General features: G+C 69.8%; 8 protein-coding genes. 3 read left to right on the top strand and 5 right to left on the bottom strand.

Annotated features, from left to right (window positions below; translation table 11 throughout):
* Positions 1 to 176 precede the first annotated feature (176 nt).
* Complete coding sequence (locus A5767_RS00140; RefSeq protein ID WP_006554762.1) at positions 177 to 401, bottom strand: DUF3618 domain-containing protein; 225 nt, start codon at positions 399 to 401, stop codon at positions 177 to 179.
* An 89-nt stretch (positions 402 to 490) separates the two neighbouring features.
* On the opposite strand from A5767_RS00140, the gene bcp reads away from it, so the two are divergent.
* Positions 491 to 964: a thioredoxin-dependent thiol peroxidase gene (bcp, locus tag A5767_RS00135; RefSeq protein ID WP_006554761.1), complete on the top strand. Its 474-nt coding sequence runs from the start codon at positions 491 to 493 to the stop codon at positions 962 to 964.
* Positions 965 to 988: 24 nt separating this feature from the next.
* Here the strand turns inward: bcp and A5767_RS00130 are convergent, their stop codons facing one another.
* On the bottom strand, positions 989 to 2,359 hold the full coding sequence (locus A5767_RS00130; protein WP_024100529.1) for a dipeptidase: 1,371 nt from the start codon (positions 2,357 to 2,359) through the stop codon (positions 989 to 991).
* On the bottom strand, positions 2,356 to 3,117 hold the full coding sequence (locus A5767_RS00125) for a TetR/AcrR family transcriptional regulator (protein WP_033096434.1): 762 nt from the start codon (positions 3,115 to 3,117) through the stop codon (positions 2,356 to 2,358). Before A5767_RS00125 ends, A5767_RS00130 begins: the two co-directional genes overlap by 4 nt.
* Before the next feature lie 88 nt (positions 3,118 to 3,205).
* Here A5767_RS00125 and A5767_RS00120 point away from each other — a divergent pair, with 88 nt between their 5' ends.
* Both A5767_RS00120 and A5767_RS00115 read left to right on the top strand, forming a co-directional pair.
* Positions 3,206 to 4,153, top strand: a complete 948-nt coding sequence (locus tag A5767_RS00120; RefSeq protein WP_019288999.1) for an ATP-binding cassette domain-containing protein — start codon at positions 3,206 to 3,208, stop codon at positions 4,151 to 4,153.
* A 328-nt stretch (positions 4,154 to 4,481) separates the two neighbouring features.
* The gene (locus tag A5767_RS00115) at positions 4,482 to 5,282 is read left to right on the top strand and encodes a TetR family transcriptional regulator (protein WP_006554758.1); all 801 of its coding nucleotides are present in this window, start codon (positions 4,482 to 4,484) and stop codon (positions 5,280 to 5,282) included.
* A gap of 10 nt (positions 5,283 to 5,292) precedes the next feature.
* Here A5767_RS00115 and acpS read toward each other — a convergent pair whose 3' ends face one another.
* Positions 5,293 to 5,700, bottom strand: a complete 408-nt coding sequence (gene acpS, locus A5767_RS00110) for a holo-ACP synthase AcpS (protein WP_024100526.1) — start codon at positions 5,698 to 5,700, stop codon at positions 5,293 to 5,295.
* A gap of 14 nt (positions 5,701 to 5,714) precedes the next feature.
* Entirely contained in the window at positions 5,715 to 15,026 is a 9,312-nt protein-coding gene (locus A5767_RS00105) for a type I polyketide synthase (protein WP_064851337.1), read from the bottom strand.
* Positions 15,027 to 15,547 lie beyond the last annotated feature (521 nt).

Below are 15,547 nucleotides of genomic sequence, written 5' to 3'. Positions count from 1 at the left end.
GGCAGAGCAGCTGACTCTTAATCAGCGGGTTCGGGGTTCGAGTCCCTGATGGCGCACAACACGAAGGCCGGACACCGGAAACGGTGTCCGGCCTTCGTCGTTCGCGGCGGTTCCACCCCCCGGAACGAGGAACACCCACGCCGGGTCGGCGTGGGTGCCCTGTGTGCAGCCGGGGATCAGCGCAGGATTCTGCGCAGTACCAGCAATCCGACGACCGTGCCGGCCGCGATCGCCGCGTACTTCTTCACCTGCGGCTGGTTCACCTTCGCGAGGATGGTCTGCTTCGTGCTTGCCACCAGATTCTTCGGGTTGGCGCGGACGCTCAGTTCGTCGAGTGTGCTCGCGAGCTGATTGCGGGCCTTCTCGATCTCCCGCTCGATGTCCTCGGTGTCCCTAGCCACGTGTCCTCCAGAAGGTCGCTGCAGTGTGCTGCGACCACGGTAATGGACGCGCGCCGGGAATGGCTGCACGGTCCACTACTGTCGCCTCCATGACCGAGAACAGCAGACTCGCCCCCGGTGATCCCGCACCCGATTTCACCCTTCCCGATGCCGACGGCAACGAGGTGTCGCTGTCGGATTATCGCGGACGCAAGGTCATCGTGTACTTCTACCCCGCCGCGAGCACCCCGGGATGCACGAAGCAGGCGTGCGACTTCCGCGACAGTCTCGCCGAGCTGAACGAGGCGGGCCTCGAGGTGATCGGCATCTCGCCCGACAAGCCTGCCAAGCTCGCGAAGTTCCGCGACGCCGAACAGCTGACCTTCCCGCTGCTGTCGGATCCCGAGAAGATCACCCTCCAGGCATGGGGCGCCTTCGGCGAGAAGAAGATGTACGGCAAGACCGTCACCGGCGTCATCCGCTCGACCTTCCTCGTCGACGAGGACGGGAAGATCGAGGTCGCGCAGTACAACGTCCGCGCGACCGGGCACGTGGCGAAGCTGCGCCGCGACCTGTCCGTCTGACGCCCGGGTGCCCGGCCGGCAGCGTTACCGCGGCGCCAGCGAGGTCAGCAGCAGCGCCTCGGCTACGGCGAGATTCTCGATCTCGGTGGGGTCGACGCTCTCGTTCGGCGCGTGGATGACGCAGCGCGGTTCCTCGACGCCGATCAGGGCGATCTCGGCCCGCGGCACGGCGCGGTGCAGCGCGGTGCACAGCGGGATCGATCCGCCCTGCCCGGCGGTCCCGACCTCCCGGCCGTAGGCGGCCTCGAGCGCCGCGCGCAGTGCGGCGTAACCCGGACCGTCCGTCGCCGCCCGGAAGGGTTCGCCAAGGACGTCGCGGTCGATGCGCAGATGCGCTCCCCACGGCACGTGGGCCTCGAGATGGGCAACGAGCGCGTCCTGGGCGGTGCGGGCGTCGATGCCGGGCGGCACGCGCAGGTTCAGGCGTGCGGACGCGCGTGGCACGACCGCGGCGGCCGATCCGACCATCGGCGGAGCGTCGATCCCGAGGACGGTCAGTGCCGGTCGCGCCCACACCGCGTCGGCGACGGTTCCGGAGGTGGGGAGCGAGACACCGTCGAGCACGCCCGCGTCGGCGCGGAAACGGTCTTCGGGATAGGGCACACCGTCCCAGGTCGCGGTGCAGTCCAGTCCGTCGACGACGGTGTTGCCGTGCTCGTCGCGCAGGGTGCCGAGCAGATGGATCAGCGCGGCCAGCGCGTCGGGGGCCGCTCCCCCGTACATCCCGGAGTGGATCTCGCCCTTCAGCGTCTCGATGTGGACGTCGACGTTCGCGATGCCCCGCAGCGTCGTGGTGAGGGTGGGCCGGCCCACCTCGGCGTTGCCGCTGTCGCCGATGACGATGAGATCGGCGTCGAACATCTCGGGTCGTTCGGCGACGAGGTGGTCGAGGCCGGCGCCGCCCATCTCCTCCGAGCCCTCGACGACGATGCGGACACCGACGGGCAGTGGGCCGTCCGCACACAGCGCCCGCAGTGCGAGCAGGTGCATAACGACGTTGCCCTTGCAGTCGGCGGCGCCGCGGCCGTACCAGCGGCCGTCCCGTTCGGTGAGCGTGAAGGGCTCGCTGCGCCAGAGTGATTCGTCGCCGGGCGGCTGAACGTCGTAGTGGCTGTAGAGCAGAACCGTCGGGGCGCCGTCGGGGGCGGGCGTGTGTCCGAGTACGGCGAGCGAGCCGTCGGCGGTTTCGATCGTCTCGACGCTCTCGATTCCCGCCTCGGTGAAGGCATCCCGCACCCAGTTCGCTGCACCGACGCATTCCTCCACCGGGAACTGGCGCGGATCCGCGACGGAACGGAACGCGACGAGCCGCGCGAGATCGTCGCGCGCAGCCGGCATCGCCTCCCGGATCCGCTCGCGGATGCGCTGCGTCGCGTCGGTGTCTGTCGCTGTCATGATCCGTCCTCCGCACGTCGGATGAGTACGTCGATTCCGTCCAGCAATCGTTCGAGACCGAAACGGAAGTCCTGCTCGTGCCATACTGCCTCGTCGTCGGCGTCGCTCCCGTCGGGGTCGAACGCGCCGCCCTCGACCGCCGCCAGCACCGAGGGGTACTTCTCGGGATCGAGGATGCGCCGCAGCATCGCCGGGGTGTCGGCCGGGTCGTCCGCGACATCGGTTCCGAGTTCCCACGAGAAGCGTGCGCGACCGATGGCGTAGAGCGAGATCATCATCACCACCTGCACCTTCGCAGGTTCGTCGAGTGGGGTGGCGGACAGCGCGCCGAGTCCCGCGTCGAGCCAGAGCAGGTTGTTGGGATAGTACGGCGCCGTGCGGATCGGGTACTGCGTCAGCCACTTGTGCGCGCGCAGACTCCGGTACTCGGCCATCGCCCATGCCTCGAGCCGTTCCCGCCAGTCGCCTCCGACCGGTAGCTCGGGGGGCGACCCGATGGCGCGGTCCCACGCGAGTTCGACGAGCTGGTCCTTGTTGCTCACGTAGCGGTACAGCGACATGGTGGTGAAACCCAGTTGCTTGGCCACCCGGCTCATCGAGAGCGCTTCGAGCCCTTCGGCGCCCGCCACCTCGATCGCCGCATCGAGGACTTGTTCGAGCGTGAGTCCCCGTCGCGGGCCCCGGGTGCCGGTATCGCTCAATCCCCATGCCAGCTGCACACTCTGCGGCAGCGGATCGTCGGGCTCGGGACTGCTCATGCTCCTCCAGATTTCGGGTCTTGCCGCCATCCTAAAACTGCGTACGCTATACACATCGGTATATTGCATACACAGTCAGTGAGATGTCATGACTCGTTCCGTTCCCGCCATCGACGTCCGGGGCCTACGCAAGTCGTTCGGCCCGACCACCGTTCTCGACGGCGTCGACCTCCGGGTCGACACCGGATCCGTCTTCGCACTGCTCGGCGCGAACGGCGCCGGCAAGTCCACCACCGTCCGCATCCTGACCACCCTGTTGCGCCCCGACGCGGGCACCGTCACCGTGGCCGGCCTGCCCCTCCCCGGCCGCGCCCACGCCGTGCGCGAGAACATCGCACTCACCGGCCAGTACGCCGCGATCGACGACGTCCTCACCGGCACGGAGAACCTCCGTCTCGCAGCGCGCCTCGCGCACCTGCCGTCGGCCGCGATTCCCGGTCGCGTCCGTGACCTGATCGAACGTTTCGACTTCGCGCACGTCGCCGACCGGCGCGCCGGCACGTACTCCGGCGGCACGATGCGACGCCTCGACATCGCCATGAGTCTCGTCGCGTCCCCGCAGGTGTTGTTCCTCGACGAACCCACGACCGGGCTCGACCCGCGCAGCCGCCTCGTGATGTGGGAGGCGATCCGCGAACTCGCCGACGACGGCGTCACCATCTTCCTGACCACCCAATACCTCGAGGAGGCCGACCGACTCGCCGACCGCATCGCCGTCCTCGACGGCGGGCGGATCGTCGCCGAGGGCACACCCGACGAACTCAAGTCGCTTGTGCGCGGCGGCTATCTCGAACTGCGCTTCTCCACCGACGCCGACCTCACCCATGCCGCGTCGGTGCTCGACGGCGAGATCGACCGGGCAGCACTGACACTGCAGGTCCACACCAAGGGCGATCTGCCCCACGTCGCCGCCCTGCTCGACCGCCTCGCCGCCGAGGCGGTCCCCGTCGAGAAGTTCGGGCTGCACTCCCCCACCCTCGACGACGTCTTCCTCACCCTCACCGGCTCCACCGACGAAACAAAGGTCGTCCGATGACACTCCTCGCGCACCCCACTCCGCTCCGCTTCGCCGCGCGCGACCACGCCGCCGTGACCGGCAGGAACCTGCGGCGGATGCTCCGCAGCCCCGACGCGCTGCTGATGGGTCTCGCAGACCGTCCGGGGACTGCTCACCGGCACCGGGATCGGGTCGTCCGCGATCGTCGCGATCGGGTGGTGCGCGGCGTTCACCGCAATCGGCCTGGTCGCCGCCACAGCACTGTTCCGACAGCGGACCGCACGCTGACCTGTGGCTGCCCGGTTTGTGACACTCTGACTCACAACAAGTATTCGGGAAAGCACGGACGTCCGGCTAGCCTGGGCGCGTGGAGTCAGCAACGAACGGCCGCCGCGCCCCGCGCCGGATCGATCCGGCGCTCGAGGTTCAGGCCGAGCCCCAGGAGCTCGTGCCGCGTCGGCGGCCCACCCAGGAACGGAGCCGCCGCAAGTTCGACGCCCTGTTGGCCGCCTCGCGTGAACTGCTCACCGAGGTCGGCTTCGAGTCGTTCACCTGTGAGGAGGTCGCGTCCCGCGCCGACGTCCCCATCGGCACGCTCTACCAGTTCTTCGCCAACAAGTACGTGATCGTGTGCGAGCTCAACCGGCAGGACCTCGTCGGCGTCCAGAGCGAACTCGCCCAGTTCAACGGCAAGATCCCGTCCGTCGACTGGTTGCGCTTCCTCAACAGCTTCGTCGACCACCTCGCTGGACTGTGGACCACCGATCCGTCCCGCCGCGAGGTGTGGCTCGCGATGCAGTCCACCCCGTCCACCCGGGCCACCGGCGCCATCCACGAACGCGAGTTCGCCGAGCAGGTCGCGCGGATGCTGGCACCGCTCACCCCGGACACCCCGCGACCGCGCCGGAAGCTCATGGCCGAGGTGCTCGTCCACATCGTGTACTCGATGCTCAACTTCTCGGTGCAGGACGACCAGACCCACGCCGACGCCGTCGTCGAACTCAAGCGCATCATGGTCGCCTACCTGCAGATCGCCGAACAGGACTCACGCGCTCAGGCCAAGCGACGCCAACGCCGCGAGGAACGCGAGGAATCCGCACGCGGACAGGCCGGCCGGCAGGACACCGAAACGGATCAGGCCGAGGAAGCCAGCGCTCCCTCGGCCTGAGTCCCCACATCTACATACGCCGGCCGTCGACCTCGTCGAGGACGACGAACGCGCCGGCCATGTCACCGTCGTGGGTCAACGACACATGGATCCGGACGCCGGTCAGCTTCTCGGCGACCTGCCGGTGCAGCCGGATGCTCGGGCGACCCCACGCGTCCGAGACCACTTCGATCTGCTGATGGATCGTCTCCGGTAGCACCGGTGGGCTGCCGAACAGCGACGCCGACCACGCCTTGATCACCGCCTCCTTCGCCGCCCACCGGGCGGCGAAGTGCCGGGCGGGATCGGAGCTGCGGGTGTTCGCGTCGCGACGCTCACCCGGTGTGAAGTTCGCCAGCATCGTCGTTCCCGTCCGACTCAGCTGCTCCGCGAACTCCGGCACCGACACGAGGTCGAACCCGACACCCGCAACTCCCATCCCGAGACCCGTGCCTACTTGCAGCCGGGCAGACCGGAGCGGTACACGTCGTCCTCACCGAGGCGAGCCTCCGGCGAGAGCAGCATGTCCGCCTCGAGCTGACGCGTGGCCGAAGCCGGCACGTGATCGTCACCGAGACGACGATCCGCGGGCCGCTGGTAGAGCGACGCTCCACCGGTCATCGCGTCCACCAGGCGACGCTTGCCGGCGACGGTGCGCTCGGCCGCCTTCGTCAGGTAGACCTCCCGGCGCTCCGCCGGGATCGCCTCGACGAACGCCTGCGGATGGACCACCGCGATCAGACCCGACACGTGCCCGAAGCCGAGGCTCGTGAGCAGACCCGCCTTGAGCGGGAGCTGCTCGCCGAACCGGATCGGCGTGCGCGGCCACACCAGGTGCTCGAACTCCGCCATCTTCTCGTCGACACAGTCGAGGCTGCGGTTCGGCGGAACCACACCCTGCGCGAGGACCTGGCACAGGCCGATCAGCTGGAAGGCGGCGGCGCCACCCTTGGCGTGACCGGTCAGCGACTTCTGCGAAACCACGAACATCGGGTTGCCCTCGCTGCGGCCCAGCGCACCGGCCAGACGCTCGTGCAGCTCGGCCTCGTTCGGGTCGTTCGCGGCGGTCGAGGTGTCGTGCTTGGAGATCACCGCGATGTCGTCGGCCGTGAGACCGAGCTTGCGCAGTTCCTTCGCGAGACCCGACTCGCGTCCACCGCGACCCGCACCGAGCGCACCGATGCCGGGCGCCGGGATCGAGGTGTGCACACCGTCGGCGAACGATCCGGCCCAGGCGACCACACCGAGCACCGGCAGGCCCATCTCGAGCGCGACATCGCCGCGGGCGAGCAGGATCGTGCCGCCACCGGCCGACTCGACGAATCCACCGCGACGACGGTCGTTGGCGCGGGAGAAGCGACGATCGCTGATGCCCTTGGCCTGCATGTCCTCCGACTTGGCGGTCGCGGACATGTCACCGAAGCCGACGATGCCCTCGATACCGAGATCGTCGAAACCACCGGCGACGACCAGATCGGCCTTGCCGAGCTTGATCTTGTCCACGCCCTCCTCGACGGAGACCGCAGCCGTGGCGCACGCCGCGACCGGGTGCACCATCGCGCCGTAGCCACCGACGTACGACTGGACGACGTGCGCGGCGATGACGTTCGGCAGGGCCTCCTGCAGGATGTCGTTCGCCCGCGACTCGCCGAGCAACGTGTCGATGTACAGCGACCGCATCGAGGACATGCCACCCATGCCGGTGCCCTGCGTGTTGGCGACCATCGACGGGTGCACCCAGCGCAGCAGCTCGGACGGGGTGAAGCCACCGGTGAGGAAGGCATCGACCGTGGTGACGATGTTCCACAGACCCACCCGGTCCACCGAGTCCGCCATGTCGGCGGGGATGCCCCACTTGGTGACGTCGAAGCCGGTCGGGATCTGGCCACCGACCGTGCGGGTCAGCTTCGCCTTGCGCGGCACGCGGATCTCGGTGCCTGCCTTGCGGGTGACCGTCCAGTCGCCCGACTCGGCGTCGACCGACGCGACCGTGTTCTCCGGATCGGAGTCGACAAACGCGCGGGCCTCCGCCTCGGAACCGACGACGAAGGACAGGTCCTTGTCGAGGAAGACCGAGGTCAGCAGCGGAGCCGTGTTGTCGATCATCGCACCGTCGTCGCCGTAGCGGCGGATGCCGCAACGCTCGACCACCGCGTCGTGGTAGCGGTCGGCAATCTCCGCCTCGGGCACCAGCTCACCGGTCTCGGTGTCGTAGAAGCCCGGCTTGGGATCGTTCTCCCAGCCGATCAGGCCCGTGACCCACGCCAGCTCGAGCACACCGGCGGCCGACAGTTCCTCGTCGACCTCCATCTCGAAGCGGGTGCGAGCGGAGCCGTAGGGGCCGAGCTCGCCGGCACCGACGATGACGACCGTGTCGGCGAGGTCGGCGGTGACCGTGCCCCACTCGGGGGTCGGCAGCTCCTCGGCGCGCGGAGGCTCGGGCAGCGCCGCGATGGTCGCGGTGCCGTCCTCGTCGGCCTCGACGGCGTCGGCCGCCTCCTGCGCCTGCTTCGCGAGCGCAGGCAGGTCGACGTCCACCTCGGACAGTCCACCGGTCAGGTCCGCGACGAGCGGAGCCTCGGCAGCGAGACGCGTGGCCTCCGGTCCGACCAGCTTCAGCAGCTCGTCGGCCATCTCGTCCGTCGACCAGGTGCGGACACCGGCAGCCTCGACAGCCTCGACCAGCGGGTCGTTGCCGCCCATCAGGCCCGTGCCGCGCACCCAGCCGATGAGGGCGTGGGCGAGGGTGACGCGCTCGGCCCAGGTGCGCTCGGCGCTCCAGCGGTTGATGACCGCGTCGAGTGCGGCCTTGGCCTCACCGTAGGCACCGTCGCCACCGAACTTGCCGCGGTTCGGCGAACCGGGCAGCACGACGTGCAGGTGGGTGTCGACGTCGCGGTCGTACCCGATCTTCGACAGTCCGGCGATCAGTCGCTCGACCGACCACAGCAGCACCCGCATCTCCATCTCGGCCCGCGCACCGGCGTCGGCGAGCGAGCCCGCCACGCGCGGCGCGGCGAACGGGAAGAGCAGCGTCGGGGTGAGCGCGTCCTTGATGAGCTTCTTCGCACCACCCGCGACCTCGACGGTCTCGGTGCCGATCCACTCGATCAGGGCGTCGACGTCGCTGTAGGACGCCATGTTCGCGGGAACCACCCACAGCGCGGCGCCGGCACGAGCGTTGCGTGCGTACAGCTCCTTGTAGAAGCCCAGGCGGCTGTCGTTCAGCGAGGACGTGGTGACGACGACCGTCGCACCGCCGGCGAGCAGCTTCGCGGCGACGGCTGCGCCGATACCGCCCTTGCTGGCGCCGGTGACCACGGCGACCTCGTCCGCGTACTCGGCACCCTCGGTGACGACGGCGGTCTCGGCGATCGCCGCGTAGGTCTGCGCGAGCTCCGTACGGCCGGCCTCGGTGGCCTTGCGGCCCCAGAACTCGGCGTGCGCAGCCACGGTCCGACCCGCACCGATGAAGCGTTCGACGTCGAAGCTGTTCGAATCCCCCATCGCTCCGCTCGCCCCTTCCCCGAGCCAGACGCGGGCCAGGTCCTCACGGGCGGTGGCCCAGCGGTCGTCGATCAGGACGGCCTTGCGCTCGTCGAAGGCCGGAGCGACCAGACGCGGCCAGTCGGAGCCGAGCTCCGCGGAGACCAGGTCGACGAGTTCGTCGTCGGCCTTGTCGGCCAGGCCCGAGAGCTGCTCGGTGTGGCCGAGCTGCTCGAGCACGAGACGTGCGGCACTGGCGAGAACCCCGTCGCGGCCGGTGATCTGCTCGGCGAACTCGCCGAGGGCAGCGGCGTCGACCGTCGCTCCCCCGCCGCCACCGGCGGACGGCATCGACACGGCGATTCCGCGACGCGAGGCCACCGACTGCACGGCGGCGTCGATCAGCTTGTCGACCGAAGCGGCATCCGCGAGGGCACCATCGGTCAGGCCCCCCAGGTCGCCGCCGCGGACGGACGAACCGTCGCGGCTGCCGAGAGCAGCTTCGGCGGTGACGTGCGACGCCCAGCCCTCGCCCAGACCCCACACCTTGGCGACGCGGTCGGCGACGTAGGCGGGACGCTTGCCCGACGGACCGAACACCTTGCGCAGGTGATCGTTGATCGAGTCCGACAGCACCGGGCCGAAGGGGCGGTAGGTGCGGGCGAGACGGTCGACCGTGCCGGCGAGGGCACCCATGTCGGCGTCGGCGGCACCGTCGATCGCGCCGAGCGAGAGCTCGGAACCGAGGTCGACGAGCAGCTGGTTGCGGCGCGAGGACACGCCGTCGCACAGCGCCTCGATAGTGTCGGCGGGGCCGATCTGATCCGGGCGCAGCTTCGTCCACAGGGCGATGAGCACCTTGGTGGCGTCGGCGGCCTTGAACGCGATGTCGTCCGGGGTCGGGCCACCGGCCGGCGCAGCGGGAGCCGCGGCGGGTGTCGGGGCCGCAGCAGCGGCGGGAGCGGACTCGGCAGCCGGTGCGACCGGCTCGTCGTCCTCGACCGGAGCCGGGTCGGTGTCGGTCGAGTACACGATCGACGCCTCGCGCTCGATGTTGAGCACCTCGACGGGCTGACCGAAACGACCGGGCAGCTTCAGCGTCTGCGACGCGAGGTTCGCGACGGTGGGCGCGCCACCGAGGCCGACCTCGACGAACCGCTCGACACCGAGACCACCGTCGGTCTCGTCGGCGAACAGCAGATCCTGGGTCTCGATCCAGCGCACCGGCGACGCGAACTGCCAGGCCAGCAACTCGGCGAGCACCACGCGGGTGAGCTCGACCGGCTTGGCCGACCAGCTGTCGAAGTCCGCGAGGACGTCGGCGAGCGGCTGCGACGGCACCAGGTCGGCGATCTCCTGGATGAACTCGCGACCCAGGTTGAACGGCTTGGGCACGAGGTTCGGGATGTACCGGCCGATGAGGATGTTCGGGTCGATCTCCTGCGGCAGCAGGGCGAGCAGACGCTCGCGGAAGTCGTCGACACCGCCGCGCAGCACGGTCGAGTGGAACGGCACGTCGATGCCCGGGACGAGGATGAACGCGCGCTTGCCACCGAACTCGGCGACCTTGCGCTCGATCACGGATTCGAGGGCTTCGAGGCCGGCGACCGTGCCGGCGATCGCGTACTGCGATCCGCGCAGGTTGAGGTTGACGATCTCGAGGAATTCCCCGGTCTCCTCGGCGACACCGGCGACGAAGGCCTGCAGGTCGGCATCGTCCACACCGAACTGCGACGGCCGGATCGCGGCCATGCGGTAGTTCGAGCGGCCCTGCTCGTCGCGCGGCACGAGAGCGTGCATCGCGGAGCCACGCTGGAAGACGACCTCGAGGACGGCCTCGAGCGGCAGCACACCGGCGACGGCGGCGAGCGCGTTGTACTCGCCCACCGAGTGACCGGCCAGGAAGGCGTCGTCGACGAACGCGCCGGCCTCCTTCAGCTCGGCGATCTGCGCGACACCGAGGGTCGCCATCGCGACCTGCGTGAACTGGGTCAGGTGCAGCACGCCGTCGGGATGCTTGTGGGTGACACCGCGGGCCTTGAGGACCGTCGGGTTGTCGCGGACCACGGCCAGGATCGAGAAGCCGAGGGCCTCGCGGGTGTGCTTGTCGGCGCGCTCCCAGATCTCGCGGGCGGCCTTCGAGCGGGCACGGGCGTCGAGGCCCATGCCGGGACGCTGGATGCCCTGGCCCGGGAACGCGTAGACGGTCTTCGGCGCGGCGATACGGCCGGTCGCGACCATCACCAGATCACCGTCGACGCGGCAGCCGACCTCGACGACCTCGGCACCACCGTCGGTGGCGATGCGGTCGACGCGCACGTCGATCTTCGCGCCCGGACGGACCATGCCCAGGAAGCGGGTGGTCCATGCCGTCAGGCGACGGACCGGCAGCTTCGCGTCCTGCTCGATCGCGGTGACGACCTGCTGGGCCGCGGCCGACAGCCACATGCCGTGGACGATCGGGCTTCCGAGACCGGCGAGCAGCGCGGCGTTGTCGGAGGTGTGGATCGGGTTGTGGTCGCCGGAGACCTTCGCGAAGGCGCTCATGTCGGTCGGCGCGACGATCACGGCGTCGCGGCGGCGACGACGCGGCGTGTCGGTGACGGCCTCGGTGAGAGCGCCACCGGCGCGAACCGGATCGGCGAGATCGGCGGTGCCGGTGCGGCCGCGGATCGCGAACCGCTCGGCCAGGGTGGCGACCACCCGGTCGCCCGAGCCGTCACCGCTGTCGGCGGTGATGACCACGTCGACCTCGACGACGCGACCCAGGTCGGTGTCGGAGACACCGGTGACCTCGGCCTTGACGCCCAGGAAGGCGGGATCGGTGGGCAGACCGTTCTTGACGTCGATCGCGTGGTCCAGGTGGACCAGGTCGAGCATGCCCTCGATGACCGACAGGTCGGTCTCGGTGCGGGCGGCGCCCAGCGCGGCGAAGACGGCCGGCCAGCAGGCACCCACGAGCACATCGGGCACACCGTTGCCGCTCGGCGTCAGGTTCGCGGGCAGACCCGAACCGGTGACACCGGCGTGGTCGGCGATCTTCTCCGGCAGCCAGCCGAGAGTGATACGGGCAGCTCCCTTCCTGACCTCGGGCAGTTCCTGACCGGCGGCGACACCGAGCAGAGCGGACATCGACGCATCGGCGTCGGCCTCGGTGACGACAGGCGCGCCACCGGAGACGACCGAGGCGGGCACGGTCAGGCGGATCTCGACGGCCTTGTCGCGCACCAGCGGAACCCGCAGGCCGACGTGCTCGTCGTCGAGGATCGTCAGGGTCGCACCCGTCGGGGCGTGCGAGGCAGCGGTCTCCGACTCGACGGTCCACTCGTCCAGATCACCGAGACGGTGGATCGGGTTGCGGGTCTGGCGACCCGCCCATGAGACGTCCGGCGAGGACAGCACGGCGTCGAGCAGACCCGGCGCGATGTCGCGGTGACGACGCGCGGCGAGCTCCACCGGCTCCGCGCCCTCGGCGACGAGCTCGTCGGCCGTGGCCTTCTCGAAACGGTCGAGGAGTTCACCGACCGGCTCGTCGACACGGGTGATGCCGGCAACGGCGACGGTGCCGGGGATCACGCACACCTGGTCGGCGGAGTAACGCGGATCGTGGGCCTGCCACAGCGAATCCGAACGCCACCAGCGACGCACGTCCTGGTCGACGACCGGAACGAAGTTGACGGGCTTGCCGGGGGTACGGCACAGCGACACGAAGAACGGCACGTCGGCGGGATGCAGCACGACGTCACCCGCGTCGGGATACTGCGCGAGCAGCGACTTGATCGCGGCGTACGGGCGCTCGAGCACCGCGTCGTCGTCGAACAACGTCGGGATCGGGCCCCGGCAGACGGGATGCAGGCGGGCCTCGGCGCGCTGCAGCATGTCGCGGAAACGCTCACGCCACGACACGTCCAGCCACGGGCTGGTGTGCGCCTCGGCGAGGACATCGCCGAGATCGCTGCCGCAGTCGAACTCGGCGCCGTTGTCCGCACCGACCGCCAGCTCGAGGTAGCGCTCGAGCCACTGCAGGTAGGTCATGGTGTCGAGGTCGCCGAAGTACGGCTTCGCCGTTCCGTTCAGCGCATCGACGATCTCGGCTCGGCGCGCGGCCACGGCGTCGGCATCACCGGCGACCTCGTCGAGGAGGCGACCCGTGCGCGATGCGGCGTTGTCGATCTCGTGGATGTCGGCGCCGAGCTGGCTGCGACCGGAGGCCATACCGCCGGTCGCGGTGCCGGCGGCGACCCAGTCGGGGGTGCCGGGGGTGTCGACGAGCAGCTGCTTGACCTCGGGAGCCGTGGTGGCCTCGAGAGTCGCCATCGCGGCGGTGCCGACGAGGATGCCGTCGAGCGGCATGGCCGGGAAGCCGTAGACGGTCGACCAGCGACCGGTCAGGTACTCGGCAGCCTTCTCCGGCGTGCCGATCCCACCGCCGACGCACAGCACCAAGTTCGGGCGCGTGCGCAGCTCGGCGTAGGTGTCGAGGAGCAGATCGTCGAGGTCCTCCCACGAATGGTGACCACCGGCGCGGCCGCCCTCGATGTGGGCGATGACCGGATAATCCGGGACCTCGTTGGCGATACGGATCACCGAACGGATCTGCGCCACCGTGCCCGGCTTGAAGGCGACGTGCTCGATGCCGGCCTCACGCAGGTCGGAGATGATCTGCACGGCCTCGTCGAGCTCCGGGATACCGGCGGTGACGACGACACCGTCGAAGGGCGCACCGGCCGCGCGGGCCTTGGGTACGAGGCGCTTGCCGCCGACGTGCAGCTTCCACAGGTAGGGGTCCAGGAACATCGAGTTGAACTGGACGGCGCGGCCCGGTTCGAGCAGCTCGGTGAGCTCGGCGACGTGGTCGGCGAAGATCTGCTCGGTGACCTGACCGCCACCGGCGAGCTCGGCCCAGTGACCGGCGTTCGCGGCCGCGGCGACGATCTTCGGATCGACGGTGGTGGGCGTCATGCCCGCGAGCAGGATCGGCGAGCGGCCCGTCAGGCGGGTGAAGGCCGTCTCGACGGCGATGCGGCCGTCGGGCAGCGCGACCGGCTTCGGAGCGAACTCCGACCAGGCACGCGGAACCTCGGGCTCGGCGCCCGGGGTGAGGAGATTGCGCTGGCCACCGCGGGTCGCGGCGGCGATGATGCCGACGCCCTGACCGCGCAGGCCCGAGCTGGTCATGCGAGTGAGGAGCTCACCCGGGCCGAGGTCGAGGATCCACGAGGCACCGCACGCGACGGCGGAGTCGACCTGCTCGACCCAGTCGATCGGGGCGACGAGGATGGCCTGCGCGAGGCTGCGCGCGAGCTCGGAGTCGAGCTCGCAGCGGGCGGCCCAGTCGGCGACCTGCTCCACGGCATCCGCGAAGGCGGGGTGATGGAAGCCGACCTCGGCCGCGACGGGCTCGAAGGTCGGGGAGAACACGGCGCCACCGCGCTTCTTGGCCTCGCGCTCACGGGTCTCCGCGGCGGAGATCTGCTCGCAGCGTTGCTGCACGCGCTCGAGAGCGGCGGGCGGGCCCGACAGCACGACGCGACGACGGGCGTTGCGGATCGCGACGACGGCGCTGCGCTGGGGGTCCTGGCCCTCGAAGACCTCGGCGACGATCGCGCGCAGGCGCTCGGGGTCGACGTTGGCGACGGCGAGCATCGGGTACTTGCCGGCGCCGGAGATCAGGCCGCGGCGGCGACCGACGAGGGTCGCGGCGGCGCCGATGAGCTGGGCGATCGCGAGGATTTCGGCGTCCTTGCGGCCGGCGGCGGCGACGGACTCGACGGCGAGGACGCCCTGCGAGTGGCCGATGACCGCGCTCGGTGCGACGGAGTCGACGTCGAGGCCCTGGTTCGCGAGCGCGCGCAGCGCGGCGACCTGGGTGAGGAAGACGCCGGGCAGCGACACGGCGGCAGAGGTGAGAGCTGCTTCGGAGGGGCCGGCGGGCGCGTCGTCCTCGTCGGCGAGTTCGGCCTCGAGGATCCACGCGACGGGGTCGAAGCCCGTCGGGCGGACCACGACGAGGTCGCTCGCGACCGGGGCGAGGTGCGCGGTGGCGCGGTTGACCAGGTCGGTGAGGACCGGTTCGAGTCCGTTGTCGCGGCTGAGCTCCTCGAGCGAGGTGAGCCAGGGGGCTCCCTGGCCGCCGAAGGCGAGCGCGTAGGGCTCACCCGCGAGGAGCTTGTCGACCAGGGCACGGGCCGGAGCGGCTGCCGTGGACCGATCGGTGGTGCGTCGTGATGCCTTCGAGTTCCGTCCGTTGTCGCCTGGTGTGGTCTCGTCGATCGTCACGCGTGTGGTTCCTCTCCTGAACACCCCGGCGTCGAGGCTTCGTGTGTCAGCGCTGCGCGCCGGTGTGCTGCTGGACTAGTGGTCCGCTGTTCGGGCACGCCCAGGTTCGCACAAAATCATGAGGGGTTCCTCATGTTTTGTTTCGCGCAGTTTGCCCAGCACCTCCCCTGCCAGTGATTCCCCTCACAAGACCACTCGAAAGTAACTGGTCGGTAACCCGAATCACTCCTGGCTGCGCCGATGCGTGGATGTCCACGAACCCGAGGAATCCCTCACGTTTTTCGTTATCAAATCGTTACCTATTGACGGGCGTCGCGGATCGTGCATCGCAAGATCGAAAACGTGTCGGCGCCCGCGGTTAGCCTTCGGCCGGATCGAACAGACATTCGAGATGGGGGCGAGATGGGGAAGCGGATCGAGTACACGAGGGAACTGCTGGAGGAAGCAGTGACCGCGTCGATCAGTACTGCAGGTGTTCTCCGCTACTTGGGGCTTCGAGCAGGCGGAGGTAGTTACGTCGT

This window comes from Rhodococcus sp. 852002-51564_SCH6189132-a (assembly GCF_001665495.1).
Lineage (GTDB): Bacteria > Actinomycetota > Actinomycetes > Mycobacteriales > Mycobacteriaceae > Rhodococcus > Rhodococcus pyridinivorans.
Note: the sequence above shows the minus strand (reverse complement) of the source record. Positions and strands in the feature narration are given on the sequence as shown.